Source organism: Rhizobium jaguaris (assembly GCF_003627755.1).
Lineage (GTDB): Bacteria > Pseudomonadota > Alphaproteobacteria > Rhizobiales > Rhizobiaceae > Rhizobium > Rhizobium jaguaris.
Window position 1 is genome coordinate 136,373 of the sequence record NZ_CP032696.1, and the last position, 24,134, is coordinate 160,506.

Consider the following 24,134-nt stretch of genomic DNA (forward strand, 5'->3'; position numbering starts at 1 on the left):
AGCGCTGCTGGCACGTTGGGTGGCCTGCCATAGAAGGGAACGCCCGATCGCCGCCGGCCAGTACGCCGAAAACTATTTTGGATACCAGCAAGGAGCCGCCGATGAAATCTCAAGCCGTGTGAAATCATCCGGAAGCACGAACGATAGGCCGCGGACGGCTGAGAGCCGGAGGTGCCGTCGATCGATTATTTCGCGCTCTCGCGTTTCGATGGGTAGGTGAAGCGCGACAAGGTGGCTTGTGCCGGCGAAAACATTACGGGCGGCAGCCTCGCAAGCCGCCAGTCCAGGAGAAAGCAAGTCGTGAATGACCATATCCCAGATCATGTCCCGCGCGAAATGGTGGGGGACTTCAGCTTGTTCACGTCGCCTGGCATGCAACGCATCCCCAATGGAGATCCTCATGAAGCCGTCGCTCGCGTCCATGCCGGGCCTCCGATCTTTTATTCACCCGACAATACCCGGGATGGTCGTGGCACCTGGCTCATCACCAGGGCCAAGGACCAACGCCAAGTGCTGCAGGACCCCGAGACTTTTTCCAGCAACCGCAGTATTTTCGCCTCCGCGCTCGGTGACGACTGGCCGTTGATCCCACTGGAGCTCGATCCACCGGCCCATGGCGTCTTTCGCTCTCTGCTTAATCCCCTGTTCTCGCCAAAGCGAGTGATAGCGCTCGAACCGTCTATCCGTGCGCGAGCGATCACCCAAGTCGAAAAGATCTCCGCGTCGAGCAATAGCTGCGAGGTCATGAAGGATTTTGCCATCCCGTTCACAGTTGGCGTCTTTCTTCATTTCTTGGGACTGTCGGACGAGCGGCTCGACATGTTTGTCGGCTGGGCAAACAGGTTGCTCCACGGAGACAAGGCGCAACGATCGGCGGCGGCTCGAGCAATTCTGGAATTTATCGACGAACTTGCGGCCTTGCGCCGCAAAGAGCCGGCCGACGACTTCATGACCTTCATCGTGGAGGCAGAGATTGATAACCGTTCGCTGGCCGACAAGGAAGTCCGTGGCATCGGCGTGCTTTTGTTCGTCGCAGGTCTCGACACGGTCGCAGCCGCGTTGGGTTTCGACTTGGCCCATCTCGCGCGCAATCCAAAAGACCAGGAATTGTTGCGGAGTGAACCGGAGCGGATTGTACTGGCAACCGAAGAATTGCTGCGGGCCTATTCGACCGTGCAGATGATCCGCGTGGCAACAAAAGATGTCGACTTCGAAGGCGCGCCGATTCGCAAGGGGGACTATGTTTCCTGCGCCACGATGATTGCCAATCGTGATCCGGTGGAATTCGAAAATCCCAACACGATCGATCTGGCACGAGAGGACAACCGCCATACCGCCTTCGCCTGTGGCCCGCATCGTTGTCTTGGTTCACACCTTGCCCGGCGAGAAATCATCATCGCCCTGGAGGAATGGCTGTCGCGCATCCCTCATTTCCGTATCAAGGAAGGTACGGCCCCTATAACCTATGGCGGCCACGTGTTTGGAATCGAAAATCTAGTTTTGGACTGGTCCTAACGCAAGCACGGGGCGCAGATACGGGGGTGCCGCATGCACATCATCGTCCGCAATGCCAAATGCCAGGGGCACGCTCGATGTTGGTCGCAAGCACCGGACATCTTCAAGTTGGATGAGGATGGCTACATCCTGCCTGGTAATATCAATGTTGCTGAAAGAGACGAATTTCTCGCATTACGGGGTGCTCGATCCTGCCCCGAACGTGCGCTGGAAATCGATCGCTCATCCGATCACATTACCAATGATGGGGTGAGCTGATGCTGGCGACTTACAGGAAAAAAGCAGATGGATCGATCGACGATTCAACACGTGTCAAACTCCGTTACCCGCTAACACCATAGGTCGATGTCGCTCAGGCTTGTCTGATGTGTGACAATGGTAGACGGCCCTGTGAGCTGGTTCGACCGAGTTGCATTGTAAAATAAAGGGTTTTTCCCACGGCACGCATATTGCTGTCAGTCATTTGCAGACGCTTCATCATCAAAGACAATTGAGCGCAGATGTCGAAATGTCAGCACAGTGTTGTTTGGCGAGGTCTTCTCCTGCAGTCAGATTTCCGGATGCAATGAAAGGATTATACCCTTGTCTCAAAAGAATAGTGAGGCCGAGATTATCCCGTCTAGAAATATAAAATAGGCCCCGTGATTGATCAGTTATGGCAAAGAGTCGCTGGAATGCCATAACGATTTTCTTCCCGACGGCGATTTTAAGACACGCATCCTGGCGGCGCGTGAAGGATGCGCGTTGACTTAAAACATCGGAGTTTCAGTGAATATCAGATCCTTACTTCTAGGCTCGATCGCATCACTTTCGGTCGCGCCCTCCGTATCCGCTGTTAATGGAGTCGTCGCTCTCGAGCCGGAACCGGTTGAATATGTCCATATCTGCGATTCATATGGCAAGGGTTATTTCTATATCCCGGGAGCTGAAACCTGCATGCAGCTCGGCGGCATGGTCCGTACGCAGGCATCTTCGTACAACCCTTATGCCCCGGTCGAGCCGAGCGGCACCACCTGGCTGACGCGAAGCGAGCTCTATATCAACGCGACGACAGACACCGAATTTGGTCCGCTGAAGACGACGACGACTCTGCGGTTCGACTATACGGACGACAGCAATACGATGGGTGCTGACCTGCCCGTGGCGCATATCTCGCTCGGCGGTTTCCTCATCGGCCGCGCCGGCTCACAATATAATGATTGGATCGGCTACGCCGGCAATGTCATCAATCCGGATGTGATCGGCAACGGCCCCATTAAATTGAACCAGCTTTCATATTTTTATGACGGTGGCAACGGCATCTTCGGCGTCGTCTCGATTGAAGACAGTCTTTCGACGAACCTTAACCCCAACAGTGCAGATCATTATGCGCCGGACCCCGTGGTGGGTCTTGGCTACAAGGTCGGTCCTTGGTCGCTAAGAGTTGTCGGCGGTTATGATTCCGTTGTGGAGGAAGGAGCAATCAAGGCTCGTGTCGATGCTGATTTCGGCCTACTCGGTGCATTTCTCATGGGGGCTTGGAATACAGACGGCAGCAAGATCAACAAATTTGCGAACGGTGACGTGACCGGAAGCACCGGCGATTGGGCCCTCTGGACCGGCAGCACCGTCAAGATCAACGATAGGCTAAGCTGGAACACGCAGTTCGCCTACGCCGACAACAAGACGTTCCAAGCTGCGTCGAATGTCGAATGGTTTGTAACCAGAGATCTGAAGATCGAGCCGGAAGTATCCTACGTGAACTACGACAGGATCAATGTGGACAGTTGGGCCGGCGCGCTTCGCGTTCAGCGATCATTTTAAATTTGGTCAGAAAAAGCGGGCGGGAAAGACAGATAACGTCCTGGTGAGCAAAGCGAGAGGCACGCGCCGCACCAAAGCATTGGACCCAATCCGATGCAGCGGATGATGAGTGCCGCCAAATCGAAATGACACAAAACAGGCTGCGTGCGGCCAATCTATCCGCGTCGGATCCGCGTTGCCTGCACGCTTTGAGTTTGACCGCAACGCCGCGTCCGGATTGCTGAAAACGCTTTTCCGCTATTTGTCTTGCAAATCGATTTGCCGATCGCCTTCGCATCATAGCGCCGGAACTAAGAGCCATTCGCTTCAACGAGCCCTTATGATCGATTTTCGAACCTATTGCGCACCTGCTGCTTGGCGGGTCAGAGGGGGGAGCGGTCAAGATAAGAGTCGAATGCAGCGGCCACAGCGCGAAGCGCGAAGCGACCCTCTTGCCGTACACGGATGAAACCATTGTCGATGTCCAATATCCCGTTCTCGGCAAGCGTGTCCAACCGCTCACTCAGCAAATCGATCGGGTCAAATCCGTGATCGGTGCAGATCGCTGGCACGTTTGCCTCCAAGTTGCACATGAGGTGCTCGATGATTGCGCTCCGTACTCCATCTTCGCCGCTAAGACGATAGCCCCGTGACGTCGCTAAGCGGCCGGCCGCAATGTGTCGGTTATAAACGCTTTGGGTAAGTTCGTTTTGGACATAACCTTCGCCCAAACGACCGATGGCCGACGCGCCGAGGCCGATCACAGTTTGGCATGTATCGGCCGAGTAACCCAAGGAATTGCGCCGCAGGCGGCCGGTTTTCTGCGCCAGCGCAAGCTCATCATCCGGCAAAGCGAAATGATCGAGTCCGATTTGGAGATAGCCGGCGGCAACCAAGGTATCGGCTATCACCGAGGCCTGCTCAGCGCGGGCAGTGATATCCGGTAGCGCTTCTTTCTCAATCAAGCGCTGATTTTTTCGATAAGATGGGACGTGCGCATAGCCGAAAACTGCGAGCCGGTCGGGGCGCATTGCAACTGCGAGCGCGGCGCTCTGGACACAGGATTGCAGTGTTTGACGCGGCAGACCAAACATCAGGTCGAAATTGATGCGGCTTACTCCATGCAGGCGCAGGGTTTTGACGGCAGCCATCACTTGCGTCTCACTCTGGACCCGGTTGATGGCTTTTTGGACAATGGGATCGAAGCTCTGCACGCCGACGCTTGCGCGCTTCACACCGGCCACTTCCAGAGCGTCGGCCATCTCGCTCGTGAAGGTGCGTGGGTCGACCTCGATAGCGATGGTAGCCGCATTCTTGAACGCGAAGCGGCCGCGCAGGAGTTCCATCAGGGACAGGAACTCCGCTGGCGGCATAATGGTCGGGGATCCACCACCGAAGTGCACGTCGCTCACAGGAAGTGTCTGCGGTACTTGCTCCGCGACCAAACGGATCTCCTCACGCAGCGTTGCCAGATAATTGAGGATCAATGCATCTTGACGAGTGATGCTGGTCGGAAAGCCACAATACCAGCACATCGATCGGCAGAATGGAATGTGAAGATAGAGCGAAATGGCGTCATCAGGTGGCAGGTTCCTCAGCCATTCTTCACAAGTCTTGGCGCCGATTGCCGAAGAAAACTCCTGTATCGTTGGGTAGATCGTATACCAGGGCAAAGAGGCCTTGCCATACTTTTGCTGGATGAGAATCGATGGCGCTAGCGGCAATTACTTTCACCTCCGGCCCAGCTTGCCATATCCAGATCTCATGCGTCGTCTTCCTTTCGATCAAATGGGATTCCGCGCCGATAGAAAGCGTTTTTCGCCACTAGGCATCATGATTTCGGTTTTCCGACCGCCAATCGACAATTCCCGCCGCCTTTAGCCCGCAAAGGTCATGCCAATTGCGTTGAAGCTCTGGGAGCTAGGGATCATCGAAGTCGCAAGAGGAGCTGTTCCACTCTGGATGCCAAAAGACGATTGCACGCAATGACAGTCATGGCGGCATTGCGACGGCGACGATAGATATGCCTTGACCCTATCGGCCGGTTTCAAGCTAACGTTCTAGGCCATGATGACGAATTGGCGAATTTCGATTTCCAAGACGGAGCAAATCAGACAAGTGATGGTTGATGAAGGTTCTGGCCTGGAATGATGTGCTGGTTTCACCGAATGTGCGGCCGCGCTCGCTTTGCCAGCACGTGCTATCGCCACTCTTACCTCTCAGGCATCATCGAGGAGTGATGGGCTGTGATTAGCCATTTTCCGTCCATGAATTCATACGTATAGGTGTAACGCGCGGGAACTTTGGTGCCATCGGCGAATGTAAAGGTATACGTGCCACTGTCCGTTGCCGTGTTACAGCCGACCCTAATCACCCGGAGGTCGATCGATCCTTGCGGCTGCTTTTCGAGGAAATGGTCAAAGTAAGCGACTCTCTGCTCGTGCGTCAGGCGCGGCGTGTTCGACAGCGTCGGCAGGAGGATCGCATTCTCCGCATAGTTCGCGGCGACCTTTTCGGAATCTCGCGTTCTGAGCGACGCGTTCCAGCGGTCGAACAATTTGGCTACCTGCTGGTCGGTGATCGGTGCGCAGTTTACGCTGCCAGCGTCAGCTTGCTGCAATGAGAGAGTGGAAAGTACCGCCGCGGTGGCAAGTATAAGACGCATGTGTCATCTCCGGTTCTGTTACGGGATCGGTTGAGTGACCCTCAAGGCCACTTTCTCTGGGGCTGGAGGCCTCGTTGGTATCACCAAGATCGACATGCCAACCGATGAATTTGCTTCAGCGAGCTGCACGAAAAATCCTTCGAACATAACCAAGGACACCGCCCAATCCTCGGCTGGCCCTCCACGCTGGGGGACGCCGTATTTCCATTGCCGCAAGCAAGTGGCACTCGCCAGGATTGGTGAAAGACAGAGGCAGGCGGCGATCACCAGGTGATTTAATGTAGCCTAGTCGGACCCTTTCAGCACCACATTCCAGAGCGGGGCCTCTTGACCCATTTTGATCCTTTCCCGTAGCACCCGTGTGCCCTCGACGGCCTGATCTTCGTCAATTGATGGCTCGTCTAATGCAGCGCGACAATCAATTCGCAAAATCGATTGTTTGGATAACATGCATCCACGCGATCAATTTGGATTCAAGCCCCCTTGGGCCACCGTTCAGGGTTTGCTAATCGGCCAAGCCGACGATCGCGGCCACATCTCAGCAAACTGAATTTTGGGGCTCGTTTCGCCCGATGGAGCTCTTCACGACAAGTGGCGGCAAATTCAAAAATTTTTGCTGCAGAACAAGGTGCGTGGGAATGCATCGGTGACGTGGATGCCAATCAATCGAAACAATCAATTATGCCCAATGTCCGATGAGAAAAATGTAGACGTCACGCGGCGTTTGTAGTGCTGCATCACCAGGAGCATTTGCGATGGGAAAATTTTTCCGGGGGAGCGAGAACGCCGACAGCCTCTTTGGCAAAACCTGGCCTATGTCAACTCGGAAAACAGCGTGGACGATTTGGTTCACCTGACTGGTGCCCACACTGTGGCCGATCTTGCCCATATGCATCTGGCAGGGTGGGACTTCACGTTCGTCTGATTGCATTATTTACCGTGGCCTTACCACCTGGCAGATGCGCGATTTTAGCTTCTCTGCGAGTCCGCCGCTCCCAGCCCTGTTTGACTTTGCGGCCGGCGCGGTCGCCTCCCGAAGGTTCAGCCAGCCGGTGGCCACCCAATCAGCAACCAAAACCGGCTTTTCGCGCTGGATATCCATAATATATCGAAATTCCCTCAACCGGATTTTGGGAACGGCGGAATCCACCGAACATGTCCCCAGAGCGCAAGACGGTGTACTTGCAAAATGGTGACGGTCGGAAACGAAGAGCAACGACAATTCAGCTCTTCTTCAAACAAACACTATCAATTTAGCCAGATCAGCGGCCCGGACAGGCCGCCGGCGGGTCGGAATTCTCCGAGTGCGAAACCAGGCGCGAGGAATAGTCGGCCGATATTGCCGCGGATGGGACACCGGCCGTTTCGAGCATGGCCGCCTTTTCGAACAGATGGCAGCAGCCTCACGAGGTCTGAGCCTTTGTCATACCAGTCGATTTTGGTGGCAGAGCGATCCCGCCGGCCAGGTCAGGCCAGGCGCTCGGCGGCAGGTCATAATGCCCAAAAGGTCAGCTCCCCTACAGTCGAAACTAGTCAATTCAATCCAGAGATGTCCGAATTACGCACTTAATAGTCGTTGCGATGCTCCTTCGCCTTGCCCTGAAACTTCAGGGCCTCAGATCTGCCCTGCAACGTTTAAACTCGACTGTTCCTCTTCTTCTGCTCCAAACAGCTCCCAGGTTAATCCGCTTATGCGTTTCAAGGGTCTTGATCTTAATCTTCTCGTCGCATTGGACGCTTTGGTGACTGAACGCAACCTTACAGCGGCGGCGCGCAGCATCAATCTCAGTCAGCCGGCAATGAGTGCCGCTGTCCGCCGACTGCGCAACTATTTCCGCGATGATCTGTTTACGATGCAGAGCCGAGAACTTGTTCTCACGCCACGTGCGGAAGGCCTGGCCTCAGCAGTCCGCGAGGCATTACAACACATTCAACTCACCATTGTTTCTGGCGCCGGGTTCGCTCCAGACGAACCGGAGCGACACTTCAGGATTGCGCTTTGCGATTTCATGACGACTGTTTTCTTTCGAAATATCATAGAGCGTCTCGCGCGCGAAGCTCCCGCAGTTAGTTTTGAGTTGCTTCCGCTAACGGACAATCCGGATCAGCTTCTGCGGCGGGGAAGAGCCGATTTTCTAATTCTTCCGGAATTGTTCATGTCGAGTGCGCACCCCAGAGCGAAGCTGTTCGACGAAAAGTTCGTGTCCGTCGGCTGTGCCAAGAACACAAAACTAACTGGTCATCTTACGGTCAGAGACTATATGTCGATGGGTCACGTTTCGGCTAGGTTTGGGCTTGGCCAGCAGCAGTCCATTGAGGACTTTTATTTGTTGGAACGTGGCATCAAAAGACGTATCGAAGTGGCCGTTCAAGGTTTTGGCTTGGTGCCGGCCGCGCTTCTGGGCACCGACAGGCTCGCAATTATGCCTCTGCGGTTGGTGAAGCACTTTGAAACATCAATGCCACTACGGATTGTGGAAAATCCTATACCTCTTCCGGCCTTCACTGAGGGTATCCAGTGGCCGACCTCCCATGAAAACGATCCGGCAAGTATCTGGATGCGAGAGATAATGCGGCAGGAGGCGTGCCGGCTAGCAAATTCTTCCATGTCACGCGAACACGGTATTTAGGAGACGGAACGAAGCTGAGCTTGCAGTGGTGTGCCAATACGAGATCGTTGACACGTTCGAGTAAGCCATTTCGGCCAACACCTGGTGGATGTCCCAAGCGCTCACGGCAGCTGAGCTGGACGACGAGCCGGACCCTTCATCGGCGGCGACAACCGCAAATCATAGCAAACAGAAGAAATGTAATATGCAAACAGTAACCGCAAGAGACCTGGGCCGGATGTCGCAAAGTAGCGACCCACATTTGACATTTAGACGCGATGGATCGACGTTTGATGGCATGATCGAAACACTCGGTGCCGCCTTTGGCGAATATAGGGCCGAGCTTGTCAGCCAGGTCGATGACTTCCAATGGAGTCTTGATTTTTCGACCTTTGACTGTGCAACGGTGATCAGGGGGTTTCACCGACACGAGTTTCAGTTTCAAGTTCAACCTACCGCCAGCGCCGTGCCGCATTTGTCGATCGTGCTGCCACGCAATGGTGGTATGGGGGTGGCCTCCGGCTCGCGCGAGGCCGTCGCCCGCGATGGAAAGTTGCTTCTCTATAACAATCTCGAGGCGGAAAGCGTCATGATGTACGGCCGATCGAACATCATCGACGAGCTTTTGCTCAACTGGAACGTCGTTCTCGAAACGCTTGATCGAACCTTCGAAACGCCATTCAGCGGCTCGTTGGATCTCCTGCCGGAATTAGAAATGTCGACACCGGCTGGCCAAATGATTGGCTCACTCGCAGAGACTATCATGCAGGGCCTGCGTGATCCCTCGGTGCGATCCCCAGTCGCGATGGCGCACGTCACGCAAGCTCTGGCCGACGTCATAGTGCGCCTGGTGCCGCATAAGCTTTCCCACCTGCTCGACAGGCAGCCTTGCATGATTGCACCCAAGCATGTCCGTCGCGCGATAGAGTTTATGGAAGCCAATATCAGTCAGCCGATCAGAATGCCGATGGTCGCTGAAGCCGCCGGAGTGTCGATACGCGCATTGCAACTTGGCTTCCGGGCTTTTCGGGAAACCACGCCGGCCGCATATCTGGCGACGCTTCGGTTGCGTGCCGCGCGGGTGGATTTACTTGATCCCACCAACGCGAACTCTACCAGAGAAATCTGCTTGAAATGGGGATTCTTTCACTTCGGACGGTTCTCGGCAATGTATAAAGCGACCTACGGCGAAGGCCCTTCCGACACGAGGAGACGCATCAGGGGCATGCCGCCTCGTGCTTGCCGGCAACAAAAAACTGTGGTGGGCGGTTGGATCTCGCTGACATGAGCTCTCGCTTGATAGATGATCAGCGGAAGTACCGTAAGCGGTGATAAGATTGCGCTGCAGCCCGGCTCGAAAAGCCGCCATCGATGTTCGTCAAGCGGTGAACTGGAGATAAGGGTAGGGGGACACTTGAACTATTCCCGCGTCCGCGATCTCATCAGGTGTCATCGACTTTCGACCCGCCATCCTGAGCATGATTCGACGGTAAGGATTTTGCCAGATTGCGCACTTCTTGCGCGAGAAACGTCCGGTAGCCCTTTGCTCGCAAGTCGCAAGCTGGGCAAATTCCGCACCCATAACCCCATTCGTGGCGGTCACCCCGAACCCCCAAGTGGCAGGTGTGACTGTTCTCTATGATCGTATCGACGAGTTCCTTGCCTCCGAGGTCCTTGGCAAGCTGCCAAGTCCGTGCCTTGTCGATCCACATAAGCGGTGTGTCCAAGACCAGACGCTTTTCCATTCCGAGATTAAGCGCAGTCTGCAGGGCCTTCATCGTATCGTTGCGACAGTCTGGATACCCGGAAAAGTCGGTTTCGCACATTCCGCCTACGATGTGTTCTAACTCTCTACGATGGGCGAGCGCTGCCGCAACCGTCAGGAAAATCAGATTGCGGCCCGGAACAAAGGTGTTCGGAAGTCCAGTATCAGCCATTTCGATTGCCATACTGCTTGTTAGCGCGCTGTTTGAGATATCCTCCAGGGCTGCAAGAGGAATCCTGTGATCATCACCGAGGCGTTCCGACCACATCGCATTGATCTTGCCAACTTTGGTACGAAGCGTTTCGCGGCACTTAAGTTCAATCCTATGCCGTTGGCCATAATCAAAACCCACCGTCTCGACGCGCTCGAATCGATCGAGTGCCCAAGCTAGGCAAGTTGTCGAATCCTGTCCGCCGGAAAATAAGACCAATGCAGACGCCGCCACCTCAGTGCTCCTTATCTCTTTCCGTCATATTCCGCCCAACAAAAGGGAGTCTCGAACACCTTGACCGATCGCATTCGGCCAACGAGAGGCTTGATCTGCTCCCAAATCCAAACCGCGATGTTCTCTGCGGTCGGATTTTCTAATCCTGGAATCTCATTAAGTGTATGATGATCGAGTTGCTCGATAACTGGTCCAAAGACCTTTTCTACATCAAAAAAATCAACGACGAACCCCGTATTCGGATCGACCTCGCCCTCCAATTGGAGCTCGATCCGATACGAATGGCCATGTATTCGATGGCACTTGTGCGCCGCCGGAACATGCGGCAGACGATGAGCGGCCTCGAAGGTAAACGCTTGAGTGATTTTCATGGCATTCCGATCATTTTGTGGGTCTGCAGACTGAGCCGCCAATGCGGGTTCTGCAGACAAAACTCCGTAACCGCTGCGGTATTTCTTGCTCGATCCGGCCCGTCCATGGGCTGAAGGAAATATTGGTCGAAATGGACGTCAGGGAGATCGTCAGGAAAGAGATCGACCTGCGGGTAGACGAGCTTAAGTTCGCTCCCAGATCTAAGCTCCAGCGGCGCGCCAGCTTTTGGACTGACGCAAATCCAGTCGATACCTTTTGGCGGCTCCATTGTACCGTTTGTTTCAATTGCAATTGCAAAGCCGACTGCACGCACGGCGCCGATGAGAGCTGCGTCCAGCTGTAACAGCGGCTCGCCACCTGTGAAAACCACATATCGGTTGCGTTCTATCTTTCCCCAGGTGGCGGCGATTGCACCCGCTAGTGAGGCCGCATCCTGAAATTTGCCGCCTCCGTAGCCATCGGTACCGACGAAGTCGGTGTCGCAAAACTGGCAAAGTGCTTTGTGCCGATCCTCCTCTCGACCTGACCACAAATTGCACCCCGAAAATCGGCAAAATACAGCAGCACGTCCGGCTTGAGCGCCTTCGCCTTGAAGCGTCTTGAACAATTCTTTGACGATGTAGCTCATACTCCACCTATCTCCGTAACGGCATCGTCATCGCGATCTTTGCTGTCTCGGCCGTGAATGCCGCGCGTCGATCTCCACAGTGATCTAGCTGCTTTCGCAACCGAGAAACTGCGGCGCAGTCGGATAACTGAAGTACGAACGCAGCTGCGCCTCGCTGCATTTTGTCAAGATGAGGTCTGCGGCATTGCCGTCTCCCAGCCCGATTCAGTATTTTCCTAACCGCTTCGCTCTCCTGTGTCGTTGAGCAATATCAACGTCCTGCAATTGATTTTGATTTCGGGATGACAGGTCGCTGAGTGCTCGAGGTCGATCGACGTTATCGGCGTTGTCGCCTGTGTCCATTCCTTGCGACGCAGCTCCGTGTTCAGATCGATTGAAGCTTTTTCCGATCATGGCATGCTTCCGCTATGACCACCGTTCTTTACGCAAACAGGGTTCCCCCTAGGGCAGATTGTCTGATATAGACCGTGCGCCTTGTCGCTGGCGCACCAATGCCATCCGCGTCAGCGCGCCCCGCCCTGTCATTGCCTGCCACGCGGTAATGACAGGGCGAATGCCCGATCAAGAGTGATGAGCCGGGATGCTGGGCGTCAGTTCCTTCGGCCGATTAAGCAGCGATCGGTCTCCAAGGTACAATCACGCCACAGGTGGCGATCGCCGGAGTGGGTCATAGTATCCGCCGTTAGCAGTAAGCTGATTTCGATTGTGATCCCATTGTCCGGCCTTGTTGCGCTGCCGACTGAAGCGCATCCGGGACAAAAGAAAGCACATGTCGACGAAATTCCCGATCGGCGTTACGCCAAGTGATCAATGCAAGACTGAATGTGTCTGCTGGGCGCAGCGCATCTGCGGAGGCGAGTCGCCAAACTGCCAATATTGTGCAGCCTATTCTGGCGCGCCTTCAAGGAGGCCGTCATAGACTTCCATGAGCGCACTGGTGATAGCCTGTCCAAGAGCATTGCCTGCTTCCCGGACAGCCTCTTCGGTTTCATCACGCGCGGCCTTGGCCAGGTCAAAACCTTGTTCGCCGACGATCCGCTTGGCGACTTCGATGGCCCAGATACCGAAGTCACCCCGATTATCGATGTTGATGTATTCTGCCATTATTCGTCCCGCCTGTTTATGACTGAGCGGTCTAGACGTTTATTCTCGCCATGGCCAGCACATTTGGCTGATAACCGTCCAGCGCAATTATAATCGAATTCTCTGGCCATGCTCTCAGTGCAAGCCACGCTCCAGTCGTTAGCGCATCGAACGCAACAAGGGCTGACGTCAAGGCATTCCGAAGCGATATCCATCCGTCATTTGAATGGGTTGCATCCAAATAATCGATTTTACGGATTGATCGGTATGATCCATTAGAAGAGGGTCGCTTGATTGACGTCAAGCCCACTGATGGCTTCGCCAAGCGGTTCAGGAAAGGACAGGTACTTGGTTACAGGGCCCAACAGATCGGAACCTGACGCCAAGGAGGACCCTGTTGGCATAGGGGCTGCATCGACTGCTGGCGAAGGCGTTGTACGCGCCCTCGGTATCGCGACTTTCATCGGTTAGCCGTTTTAAGAAATAGTCGGAGATCTTTGCATGTGCTCGCAAGTGCGGTGGAAACTATGCTGGGAAAACGAGCTGGAGCTCGCCGACCACGTCGAACTTGCCGACTTCTTTCGAAGGATCTATGGGCCTACCGGCCTCTATAACGCAAAACCATTCGAGGGCAGTCGAAGCTGGGCGGGAGCGAGACCCGAGCTGCGGGCAATCGGCTATGACTCTGGTGGTGTCGCCGCTCACATGGGATTGCTGCGTCGATTCATCAAAGTTGGGGCCGTCGACCTACCCGTCGCCGAATTGGGATTGTACGGGGTGCGCACCGATCTTGAAAGACTGGGGATTAGCCATTCCATCCGCGCCGTGCTGCCAATACTGGAGGAGCTCGCCGTGCCATTTGCTTTCGGCACGGTCCGACCCGCGTTGCAAAAGCATATTGAGAGGCTCGGTCGGCACGGCCCGATGACGGTTTTGTCGGGCGTGCGCGGACGGTCTACGCTGCCAGAGCCGCGTCTCGACAAGCCGCCCACGCGCATCGATGACGCACTGGTTACGGTTTTGCCGATTGGACGATCGATGGCCGATTGGCCGACTGGTGCGATGATCGACCGGAACGGGCCGGAGCTATGACGCCGTTCGATTGCATCGACGTCCTCACCCTTATCGCAAACAGGAAATCCTTGACGTGTTGCGCGCATCAGACGCGGCCTCTGCGGGCAAGGGCCAGTCCGCAGCAGATCAATCGCTTCCTTGCTTAGGGCAGTTCTAGTTTATGGCAGCCTCCCGTCGAGCCCTCAGTTAATCCAATCGATTGAGAATTACATCAGGTCTACTCAATGCCGCGAAAATTTCGAACTGATATCCAAGCCTTGCGTGGCTTGGCTGTTTTGCTGGTCGTCCTCTATCACGCACGTATTGGGCCGTTTACAGCTGGCTATCTGGGCGTTGACGTTTTTTTTGTGATTTCCGGCTTTCTGATTACCAGACTGATCCGGACGCAGCTTGAGCAATCGCGGTTCAGCTTTTCGGAATTCTATTACCGACGTGCGAAGCGTCTGTTGCCGGCGGCCTACGTCGTCATTGCGCTTACGACGGTCGCCGCGCCATTTTTGCTGTCGGACGTCGGGCTGCGGGAGTTCCGTAATCAGGTCATAGGGGCGCTCACATTTTCCACTAACATCGTTCTTTGGTCCCAAGTGGACTATTTCGGCCCGGCCGCCGAAACGATGCCCCTCTTGCATTTTTGGTCGCTCTCCGTTGAAGAACAGTACTATCTGCTGCTGCCTCTCTTCTTGGCTTTGGCGCCGAGGAGATGGTGGCTCATCGGAATTGCGACGCTCCTTGTCGCTAGCCTAGCTCTATGTTTTTATCTGGTCGCCCAGAACCCATCTGCTGTGTTTTACCTTCTGCCGACCCGATCTTGGGAAATGGCCATTGGTTCACTTGGCGCATTGCTTCCCACCAGACCCTTGGTGTCTGCCGCGCTTATGAAGCTGCGTCTTCCCGCCCTCGCGGTTCTCCTCCTTGCCCCGACGGGCCTCGCACATCCCGTCGTGGATGCCGCTTTGATTTGCCTTGCAACTCTGGCCCTCCTGCTTGCGCCCACCCAGGACAATGTGATGGTGCGAGGCATGGCGAGGATCGGGGACGTCTCTTACTCACTCTATTTGATCCACTGGCCCGTACTTGTCTATGTGAGAGCTGTTTGGCTGGCGGAGCCTCCGGCGCTTGCGATCTATGCGGCCGTTGCTTTCTCATTTATTGGAAGCTTGGGGCTTTACTCGTTCGTGGAGGAGCCATTCCGGCGTGGATACGTGATGTCTCGCGTCCGGCTGGTCTCAGGATTGGCCGCCGCGTCGATTCTTCTCGCCTTCTCGCCCTCTGTTGCCATTGCCACAACCGAGAGAAAGTTTGATTTTGCCACAGTCCGGCGGATCAACTACGGTCTGGGGAGAGAATGTGATTTCAAACCGGGTCCGCCTCCTCAGGACGTCCCGAAGAGCTGCCAGACGACAAGCAAACCTGAATTACTGGTCTGGGGCGATTCATTTGCCATGGCACTGGTTCCCGGCTTAGCCAAAACAATCGGCGAAGCCGGACTAGCTCAGCTCACAATGAGCGGGTGCTTCCCGGCCATTGGCGTTGCTGCTGTTTCCAAAGAGTTAGCGTCGCCCTTTTCCCGTGCCTTCGGCGAGGACTGCATTGCATTCAATGATCGTGTTCTGGCCATTTTGAGAAATCGGCCGGAGATCAGCACGGTGGCCATCTCAAGCCCTTTCGATACCCCCGTATCGAATCAATTTATGGTGCTTAAGAGAAGCGGTGAGACCCTCACCGATGACGAGGCCTCTCTGTATATAACCGTTGAGGGAATCAAGGCTCTCGTCAAAGATGTTCGCGCTTTGGGCAAGCGAGTGGTTGTGGTTGCTCCTCCGCCAGTCGGAAACTTCGACATTGGCGATTGCCTTGAGCGGAAGGCGAGGGGAGCGATTATTCTTGGGCGCTACAGCGGCTGCGAAATATATGTCAGCGAATACCGCCGGAGACGCGCCCGTACGCTCGAGCTGTTGAACGAAGTGGGCTTGAAGGCTGATGTTGGGGTGGTTTCTTATCACAACTTTCTTTGCGACGGCACCACGTGCAAAACCGAGATCGACGGCAAATTCCTTTACCGGGACAGCGGTCACCTTTCCTATGAAGGATCAGAGATCATCGCTCGTCAGACAAAACTAGCTGAAAAGCTGATCAGGGCGGCCCGTTAGAGCATGTTCGACAAAAACTTCCAGTGACGAGGAAGGTGACGCGCACCCTGGCGCCGCCCATGCGTCGAAACAAAAACGATAGGAGACAAGATGCCCGATCAAATCGCAGACAACGTCATCGTAATGATCAAGAAAAAAGCCGCAGCTAACGGCACTGAGTCCTCTCCAACTGAAAACAAAATTACGACTGCAACTGAACTTGCCTCGCTGGGTCTCGATTCGTTGGACCTGACGGAACTACTATGGGATCTAGAGGAGACCTATGGAATTGGCATCGAGCTCAATACGACCGAAGCCTGGGCAAATCTTCAAACTGTCGGCGATCTGGTGGAAGCCGTCCGCGCTCTGATCGCAAAGGAGGTTTGAATGGATAGGCGCGTCGTTATCACGGGAATTGGTGGGCTGTGCGGGCTCGGGACCAACGTCGCCGCCATCTGGAAAGCTATGCGCGAAGGACGTTCCGCGATTAGCCCCATCACCAATTCAGAACTTCATGAGTTGAACGGCACGATTGGGGCCGAGATCAAGGTGCTGCCGGAGCATGGCATTGACCCGAAGCAATCCGCCTCCATGGATCGCTTCAGCTTACTTGCCGTAATTGCCGCACGCGAAGCCGCTAAGCAGGCCGAACTCTCCGTTGACGAAGAAAACACTCATCGTATCGGCGCAGCTGTAGGTGTGGGCATTTGCGGCTGGGATGCGATTGAAACAAACTACCGTGCTCTCCTTTTAGAGGGCGTTCGCCGGGCTGCCATTCTCACTGCACCGAAGGTCATGCCGAGTGCGGCTGCCGCACAGGTCAGCATGAACCTCAGTTTGCGAGGGCCGGTCTTCGGTATTGCGTCCGCCTGTGCCTCGGCCAACCATGCCATCGCATCGGCTGTGGATCAGATTAGACTTGGCCGCGCCGACGCGATGGTCGCCGGCGGCAGCGATGCGCCACTCATATGGGGTGTCCTGAAGTCGTGGGAAGCACTGCGCGTACTTTCATCAGATACATGCAGGCCCTTCTCGGCCGATCGAAAGGGTTTGGTATTGGGTGAGGGCGCGGGCATGGCCGTACTGGAAAGTTACGAGCATGCTGCACGGCGCGATGCCAAAATTCTTGCTGAGGTCGCCGGCGCTGGTCTTTCCGCCGATGCATTCGACATCGTTGCGCCTAGTGTCGAAGGGCCGATGGCCGCGATGCGCGCCTGCCTATCTGATGCACGGCTGAATGCAGAGGATGTGGACTATCTAAATGCTCATGGCACGGGCACCAAGGCCAATGATCCGATAGAAACTGCGGCGATCAATCGCGTCTTCCGTCATCATGCCCGCTCGTTGTCCGTCTCTTCAACCAAGTCCATGCATGCGCATTGCCTTGGCGCGTCGAGCGCGCTCGAAATGATCGCCTGTGTGATGGCTCTCCGGGAGGGCGTGGTGCCGCCGACAGCAAATTATCGTGTACCAGACCCCGATTGCAATCTTGACATTACCCCCAATGTGCCGCGCGAGCGAAAGGTGCGCGTAGCACTAAGCAACGCCTTCGCAATGGGCGGCACGAACGCAGTTTTGGCATTCAAGCATGCTTAGCGGGAGACACACGTCTCACCGTCTGTCGCTTCAGCAATGCCTTGCTCACACTGCCTCTCAGTAACCTTACCGACAGGGCGCTCAGGCCAGCTGTCTCTGGGTGACGTTGCCGCCGGCGCCCAGAGTATGTCGATCATCAACGACGAAAGGGTCCCGATGAATATCGCACCGCGGAACGCTGCAGATTCGCATCGAAAAGAGGATGCTCATCTTGCACGCCATCTTTCCAACCGGCACCTCCAGCTTATCGCTATCGGAGGCGCGGTCGGCACCGGTCTTTTCATGGGATCAGGAAAGACCATTTCGCTCGCCGGTCCTTCGATCTTGCTCGTCTATGCGGTCATCGGCTTCATGCTTTTCTTCGTCATGCGTGCGCTCGGGGAAATCCTGCTTTCCAACCTGGAATATCGCTCGTTTGCGGATTTCGCCGGGGATTATCTCGGCCCCTGGGCTCAGTTTTTCACCGGTTGGACCTATTGGCTGAGCTGGATCGTGACCGGCGTGGCCGATGTTGTTGCCGTTTCCAGCTATGTGGCGTTTTGGTTCCCTGAACTGGCGCTTTGGATACCGGCGCTTGGCTTGATATTCACGCTTCTCGCCCTCAACCTGCCTACCGTTCGCAATTTCGGCGAAATTGAATTCTGGTTCGCACTCATCAAGATCCTCGCGATCGTGTCGCTTATCATTACTGGCGCCTATATGCTTTCCACAGGCTTCAGGCTGCCCAACGGAAGCACGGCATCCGTCTCGCATCTTTGGCAACATGGCGGCTTCTTTCCGAACGGGTTCCACGGCTTCGTTGCCGGTTTCCAGATTGCGGTGTTTGCTTTCGCAGGTATCGAACTCGTTGGAATGACCGCGGCGGAGACCAAAGATTCCGTCCGCAACCTGCCAAAGGCGATCAACTCGATTCCGGTCCGCGTCGCTCTCTTCTATCTCGGTGCCCTATTCGTCATCCTTACAGTCATCCCATGGAATCAAGTCGATCCGAATTCGAGCCCGTTCGTTTCCATGTTCTCGCTCGCTGGCTTTGGCATTGCCGCGCATGTTGTGAATTTCGTCGTACTGACCTCGGCGACATCAAGTGCCAACTCAGGCATCTATTCGACATCGCGCATGGTCTACGGGCTTGCGACTTTCCGACTGGCGCCGAGCCTGTTCGGCAAGTTGAACCAGCGGAAAGTGCCGGTAAATGCGCTGTTCTTCTCGTGCATCTTCCTACTGGCGGGCGTCGTACTGCTTTATGTCGGAGATAGTATTATCGAGGCCTTCACCATCGTCACCACGGTTTCGGCGGTGCTTATCATCTTTATTTGGTCGATCATTCTGGCATCTTACCTGCAATATCGCCGCAAGCGGCCTGACTTGCACGAAAAGTCCACCTTCAAAATGCCCGGCGGACGTGCGGCTGTCGCGATGGTCTTCGGCTTCTTCATCTTCATCCTATGGGCGTTGGCGCAGAAGCCCGATACGGCCATCGCCTTGAAGGTCACGCCGCTTTGGTTCGTCTTACTCGCAATCGCCTATGCGGTAGTCAAAGCACGACGCTCACGATTGCCTGCCGGTGCATAAATGGCAAACTGACGCCTTGGCGGAACGGCTGGCACGGCTCGGCTATAGGATGCTGAACTCGTGCCGTCACGCACTGTCGGCTACGACGCCATTCGTCGTACCGCAGATGGCAGCAAGCAGCATATCCAGATCAAGGGTCGGGCCTTCGGCAATCATGCAAAGCAACCAAGCCGCAGGCTGCGATAACGTGCCGGTGCGGCTCGATAATGCCACTCTCGAACGGCGCGAGATGTGGGAAGCATCCGATGTGGATATCCAGATACGATTGGCCTCGTCAAGGTCAAAGGCTCGTGAGCGCGGCGCGTTTGGCGTTCGCGAGTTCAAGCGCCTTGCCGTCAAAGTGTGGTCTGCCGCCTGACCTCGTTTGGGACGTGTCAGAGCATATACCCGAGATGCGACGAGACGTTATCGGCAATGCTGATGGTGCGATGGGCATAGGCCCGATGACCAAATAGCTGCCGATCTGCGTTGCTGTCTCGTCGGCGATCCGAAAGCTTGGTTGACTGTGTAATTCAAGAGACCGGCAGCTGGATCCGAAATAGCGTTCCCTCGTTCGCATAGTGAGTTTGTAGGAAGCACCACGGTTCGTCATGGCGATCATTGTCGGGATTGTCAGAAATCCGACACGGGCAGTCTGAGGCGCCTCGTCGAGGCATGTGGGAAGGATGGACTGGCTTGCCGGCAACAAAGCCTCAGAGCCGACCCCTGGCGCTATTTGCCGAAGAACGCAGGAACCATCGCTCTGCAAAGGGTCTCGGATGGACCATGAGCCCGTTTCGACGCAATACCACTGCAGCGCGGCATTGCGCGAAACCAGATACAACACAGTCGCTGCTTTCCAGTCGGCCAGCGCAGATAGATCCTAAAAACCTCAACGGAAACATCGCCAGGCTCTCTGAATGATACATTCCGAGCCGGTTGATCACCACATGACGTCCGGATGGCCGAAAATGTTTTCGCCCATCCGTCTGCTAAGCAGTCCTTGCGATGCATCCCTGCCGTTTAGGCAATCTCGGCCGTCAATCGCTTAAAGATCGGAACCAACCGGGGATGACGGCCGGTGGGCGGATGCTGAATATCGACCGTGCGGCCCACTTTTTTCTGCCGCTTTAGCCAATCGCGCAATGTTTCTGCGCAGGTGTGGTCAACATAATGCAGATCGCCGCCGGCGATCCGGACTTTGCAATCAGCTGGCAGCGTTTCTAAAGTATTGAGGAGTGCCGGAACATCCTTGCAAGTCGCAACGCCGGCAAGGATCAGATGAACTGTCTCAGCCTCTTCCAATCGATCGATAGCAAGCTTGCGTCGTAGATAAGGAAGGACCTCAAGAATCGAAAGCGTCAAACCTAGTGCCACGCCAACGAGCAAGTCTTGAAGTACGACCATGGCAACGGTCGCAATCCAAATGCCCACCGGAACCCAACCGTGATGATCGAAGAGAATGCGCACGTGCTGAAGGCTGATCAGCCGCCAACCCGTAACGAGCAATACCGCTGCCAGCGCCGTCAGAGGCACCATGGAAAGCAATTGCGGCAGAAACACCACAAGACCGAGAATCCAAACGCCATGCAGGACAGCCGATGCCCGTGTGTGCGCCCCAGCTTGAATATTTGCCGATGAGCGCACGATAACGCCAGTGATCGGCAGGCCACCGAGCAGACCGCAGAGCCCATTGCCAATGCCCTGCGCCAAAAGCTCCTTGTTGAAGCGCGTGCTGACCCCGTCATGCATTCGGTCGACAGCCGCAGACGACAGCAATGATTCCGCACTGGCAATGACTGCAATCACCAAAGTTGTGACGACAATCCCCGGATGAGCCATATTTGCGAAACTTTCCATCGTCGGCAATGAAATGCTGTTTGCCAGAGATGCGGGAACCTCGACCCTGGCAATCGGCAGCCGCATTGCGGCCGTCAATATGGTTCCGGTCGCAACGCCCACCAGCGCACCAGGCACCAGCTTCAGCCGCTTTGGCCTGAATTTTTCCCAACCGATCATCGCAAGCAGGGATATCAGCCCTACAAGCAAGTCTGCGGCTTCACTCGTCAAACCGCGTCCCCAAAGATGTCCGAATGTTCGCTCCATCGCCACGACGTTCTCGATTCCGCCGGCAGCGGGTTTGGCCCCCATCAGAACGTGGATTTGTCCGAGGATAATCAGAATGCCGATACCGGCGAGCATACCGTGAACGACAGCAGGCGAGATTGCCCGAAACCATGAACCGATCTTCAGGAACGCGGCAAGGACCTGCAGAAGCCCAGCGACGATCAGGACCGGCCCCAGCATCGCGACTCCATATTGTTCGACAAAGCCGAAGACAACCACCGCCAGACCAGCAGCAGGCCCTGATACTTGTAGCGGCGAGCCCGCCAGCAAGCCGACCACAATGCCGCCGATGATGCCTGATATGAGGCCCATGGCAACAGGCACGCCCGAGGCAACCGCGATGCCAAGGCAAAGCGGGATGGCAACGAGAAAAACGACAAGCGACGCAGCAAAGTCGCGCGAAAAAACGAAGTTACTATTGGTCATCGCACTACTCCGCTGCAATCGCGGCTGCGACTTGCGGACGATTCCGGCCAGTGACTGCGGCGGGTAACGGCCCGTCCTCGCGTATCTTCGTGAAGCGAGCGGCCGACCCATCGTAAACCTCCACCTCGCCTGTTTCGATATCGAAGAACCAACCGTGCAGCGTTACGTCATTGGTCGCTAGTTTGGCTGCGACGGAAGGATGTGTGCGAAGGTGATCAAGCTGAACAATTACGTTCTCCATAGCGATGGCGCGGATTTTTTGGCGTTCGGGCAGATCGGCCGGATAGGCTTGGCAAACGATCGAGTGGGCAGCATAGCCGTGCTTCAGCCATGCGGCCACGTTCGGCATGGATTTCAGCAAATCGGGACGGCATAGTCCTTTCATCGCGCCGCAATCGGAATGGCCGCAGACGATGATGTCACGAACCGCGAGTGCTACGACGGCATATTCGATTGCTGATGAAACGCCACCATTTGCGGTGGAAAACGGTGGAACGATATTTCCGGCATTACGGCATACGAACAGCTCACCTGGTCCTGATTGCGTAATTGTTTCAGGCAGAACCCGGCTGTCGGCGCACGAAATCATCAAGGCGTGCGGCTGCTGTCCCTCTTGCGCAAGCTTCTGGTAAAGTGCCTGATAGTTCGGGAAGACGGCACCGCGGAAGTTCGAGATACCTTTTAATAGATCACCCATAGCAAGTCCTCATTGTCGGTGGAAGCAGGGCGCAACCTTGCTTCGGCGGATTGGAAATCTGATTATTTCGCAAGTGCGAGATGGGAATGGGATAAGCAAAGACGATGCCAAGCCTTCAGTCGCTCCGTCCCAAATCGCAAAGATGTGACGTGCTCAGGATGGCGATGCAGCTGCCTCCCGCAGCTGCCGGCCAAATCCGGTGTGCGCAAGCAAGGCGGCAATTCCCAACGAGACCCGATTTAGGTGGCGGAGAGGTTCATAATCGATGTGATGTTGCGATGCGGAATCGTGACGAAGAGTTCGGCATCATCCACGATTTCATCGATTTGTTCGACCGAGAGCAGATGTCGAATTTCGCGAGGGCATGGGTCAACGACTGCTTGTAAGAACGGCAAACGAACAGGCCGACGCAACCATGGGCCCGCGCCGTGTCAAGAATGCGAGTTTCTGACAGGCAAGATTGCTGTGGCCAGAGCCATGGCGGCCAGACCGGCCGCGCCCATCGGCAGCACCGACACGTCATAACTTGCAAGAAGCCCGCCGCCGACTGCGGCACCACCAGCAACACCGATGTGCATTGCGGTCACATTCGCACCGATGACAATGTCGTTCGGGCTTCGCGCGAGATCCGCAATATAGCTTTGGACGATCGGCGAGATCGACCAACTCGCGCACCCCCATAGTGACAGGCTCGCGAAAAAGAAGATGCTGCTTTCTGACACGCATAATAGCAACGTTGTGACCAGATAAATCGCGGGGCTTGCGACCAGCGCCAACCGGCGTCCTGCAAGATCGGAGAAGATGCCGGCGAGCATGCCGCCCGCCACTCCTGACGACCCGAAAACGGCATAAAGCGATGCCTCCCAACCTGGCCCGGAGAAACCCTTGCTGGCTGCATAAGAGGTCAAATAACTGAAAAGAGTAAAATGACCTGCAATGAACAAAATGGAAACGCACTGCGCCATCATCTGTCTGCGATCTCGGAAATGAGCCAGATACAGCCTGCCAAAAAGCAAGCCCTTGCTCCTTGGCCCGATATTCGGTAGCCGGAAGAGCACAAGCGATAGTGCGACGATAGATAGCCCGATCATCGCAAGGCCGACGGCACGCCAACCAATCAGATGCGTGATCCAGACGCCCAGGGGCACTCCCAGAAAAAGAGAGCTGCTTATTCCAAGGTACACGGCGGCTATGGCACGGGCCCGGTATCTTTCCGAGACGATCCGGACTGCGCAAGCGACGGCGCATATCGATATTTGCGCGCAAGCGGTAGCAGTGACGATCCTCGAGGCGCTTATCAAGAGCAGCCCCGATCCGCCGATCACCACCGGCGCATTGCTACTTGCAAAGATCGCGATGGCGATGACGAGCGTCGGTTTTGCATCGAACTGATAAGAGATCAGTGCAGCAATAGGCGCGAAGATCGCGTAGGTGACCGAAAAAACTGAAATTACGACACTTGCTTCGGACTCGGTTACTCCGAGACCGCGCGCTACATCCGGCAGAATCCCGATGAAAACGTTCTCGGCCAATCCTGTGATAAACACAGCGATAGTGAGGATGAGAATTCGACTATCCACACCGCCAACTGTGCTGGATTGGTTGGCGCTGGCGCAGCCGCCTTTTCCACTTGCTCTGACCCACGCTCGAAGAAATTCTCGGATACGCAT

19 protein-coding genes are annotated in these 24,134 nt (G+C 55.5%); 10 read left to right on the forward strand and 9 right to left on the reverse strand.

Translation table 11 applies throughout. From position 1 onward, the window contains the following. Positions 1-336 precede the first annotated feature (336 nt). The 3 genes from CCGE525_RS34775 (at position 337) to CCGE525_RS34785 (ending at position 3,318) form a co-directional block, all read left to right on the forward strand. A complete protein-coding gene (locus tag CCGE525_RS34775) occupies positions 337-1,515 on the forward strand; it encodes a cytochrome P450 (RefSeq protein WP_120709177.1) in 1,179 nt (392 codons plus the stop codon). Between the two features lie 33 nt (positions 1,516-1,548). Next, entirely contained in the window at positions 1,549-1,773 is a 225-nt protein-coding gene (locus CCGE525_RS34780; RefSeq protein ID WP_120708881.1) for a ferredoxin, read from the forward strand. Positions 1,774-2,283: 510 nt separating this feature from the next. After that, positions 2,284-3,318, forward strand: a complete 1,035-nt coding sequence (locus CCGE525_RS34785) for a porin (RefSeq protein WP_120708882.1) — start codon at positions 2,284-2,286, stop codon at positions 3,316-3,318. A gap of 362 nt (positions 3,319-3,680) precedes the next feature. On the opposite strand, the gene hemN is transcribed toward CCGE525_RS34785, so the two are convergent. Then, complete coding sequence (gene hemN, locus CCGE525_RS34790; RefSeq protein ID WP_120708883.1) at positions 3,681-5,021, reverse strand: oxygen-independent coproporphyrinogen III oxidase; 1,341 nt, start codon at positions 5,019-5,021, stop codon at positions 3,681-3,683. Positions 5,022-5,509: 488 nt separating this feature from the next. Further along, positions 5,510-5,962: an SgcJ/EcaC family oxidoreductase gene (locus CCGE525_RS34795; RefSeq protein ID WP_120708884.1), complete on the reverse strand. Its 453-nt coding sequence runs from the start codon at positions 5,960-5,962 to the stop codon at positions 5,510-5,512. A 1,691-nt stretch (positions 5,963-7,653) separates the two neighbouring features. On the opposite strand from CCGE525_RS34795, the gene CCGE525_RS34805 reads away from it, so the two are divergent. Next, positions 7,654-8,592 carry a LysR family transcriptional regulator gene (locus CCGE525_RS34805; RefSeq protein WP_120708886.1) on the forward strand — a complete coding sequence of 313 codons (939 nt, stop codon included), beginning with the start codon at positions 7,654-7,656 and terminating at the stop codon, positions 8,590-8,592. A 217-nt stretch (positions 8,593-8,809) separates the two neighbouring features. Beyond that, the gene (locus tag CCGE525_RS34810; protein ID WP_120709178.1) at positions 8,810-9,859 is read left to right on the forward strand and encodes an AraC family transcriptional regulator; all 1,050 of its coding nucleotides are present in this window, start codon (positions 8,810-8,812) and stop codon (positions 9,857-9,859) included. 154 nt (positions 9,860-10,013) lie between these two features. On the opposite strand, the gene queC is transcribed toward CCGE525_RS34810, so the two are convergent. The 4 genes from queC to CCGE525_RS34830 form a co-directional block, all read right to left on the reverse strand. Next, entirely contained in the window at positions 10,014-10,781 is a 768-nt protein-coding gene (gene queC, locus CCGE525_RS34815; protein ID WP_120708887.1) for a 7-cyano-7-deazaguanine synthase QueC, read from the reverse strand. Between the two features lie 11 nt (positions 10,782-10,792). Beyond that, positions 10,793-11,152, reverse strand: coding sequence for a 6-carboxytetrahydropterin synthase QueD (queD, locus tag CCGE525_RS34820; protein WP_120708888.1), 360 nt, complete (start codon positions 11,150-11,152; stop codon positions 10,793-10,795). Further along, positions 11,149-11,781, reverse strand: coding sequence for a 7-carboxy-7-deazaguanine synthase (gene queE, locus CCGE525_RS34825; RefSeq protein ID WP_120708889.1), 633 nt, complete (start codon positions 11,779-11,781; stop codon positions 11,149-11,151). The genes queD and queE overlap by 4 nt, the downstream gene beginning before the upstream one ends. Positions 11,782-12,666: 885 nt before the next feature. Next, positions 12,667-12,885 carry a hypothetical protein gene (locus CCGE525_RS34830; RefSeq protein WP_120708890.1) on the reverse strand — a complete coding sequence of 73 codons (219 nt, stop codon included), beginning with the start codon at positions 12,883-12,885 and terminating at the stop codon, positions 12,667-12,669. A 480-nt stretch (positions 12,886-13,365) separates the two neighbouring features. Between CCGE525_RS34830 and CCGE525_RS34835 the strand changes: the two genes are divergently transcribed. From CCGE525_RS34835 to CCGE525_RS34855, 5 genes are all read left to right on the forward strand, one after another. Continuing rightward, complete coding sequence (locus CCGE525_RS34835) at positions 13,366-13,956, forward strand: NodA family N-acyltransferase (RefSeq protein WP_120708891.1); 591 nt, start codon at positions 13,366-13,368, stop codon at positions 13,954-13,956. Positions 13,957-14,162: 206 nt separating this feature from the next. Continuing rightward, positions 14,163-16,088, forward strand: a complete 1,926-nt coding sequence (locus CCGE525_RS34840; protein WP_120708892.1) for an acyltransferase family protein — start codon at positions 14,163-14,165, stop codon at positions 16,086-16,088. 90 nt (positions 16,089-16,178) lie between these two features. After that, positions 16,179-16,454: an acyl carrier protein gene (locus tag CCGE525_RS34845; RefSeq protein ID WP_120708893.1), complete on the forward strand. Its 276-nt coding sequence runs from the start codon at positions 16,179-16,181 to the stop codon at positions 16,452-16,454. After that, a complete protein-coding gene (locus CCGE525_RS34850; RefSeq protein WP_120708894.1) occupies positions 16,455-17,663 on the forward strand; it encodes a beta-ketoacyl-[acyl-carrier-protein] synthase family protein in 1,209 nt (402 codons plus the stop codon). Between the two features lie 156 nt (positions 17,664-17,819). After that, on the forward strand, positions 17,820-19,235 hold the full coding sequence (locus CCGE525_RS34855; RefSeq protein ID WP_120709179.1) for an amino acid permease: 1,416 nt from the start codon (positions 17,820-17,822) through the stop codon (positions 19,233-19,235). Between the two features lie 1,002 nt (positions 19,236-20,237). Here CCGE525_RS34855 and CCGE525_RS34865 read toward each other — a convergent pair. From CCGE525_RS34865 to CCGE525_RS34875, 3 genes are all read right to left on the reverse strand, one after another. Further along, complete coding sequence (locus tag CCGE525_RS34865; protein ID WP_120708896.1) at positions 20,238-21,767, reverse strand: SulP family inorganic anion transporter; 1,530 nt, start codon at positions 21,765-21,767, stop codon at positions 20,238-20,240. A gap of 4 nt (positions 21,768-21,771) precedes the next feature. Next, positions 21,772-22,464 carry a carbonic anhydrase gene (locus CCGE525_RS34870; protein ID WP_120708897.1) on the reverse strand — a complete coding sequence of 231 codons (693 nt, stop codon included), beginning with the start codon at positions 22,462-22,464 and terminating at the stop codon, positions 21,772-21,774. A 431-nt stretch (positions 22,465-22,895) separates the two neighbouring features. After that, the gene (locus tag CCGE525_RS34875; protein WP_120708898.1) at positions 22,896-24,134 is read right to left on the reverse strand and encodes an MFS transporter; all 1,239 of its coding nucleotides are present in this window, start codon (positions 24,132-24,134) and stop codon (positions 22,896-22,898) included.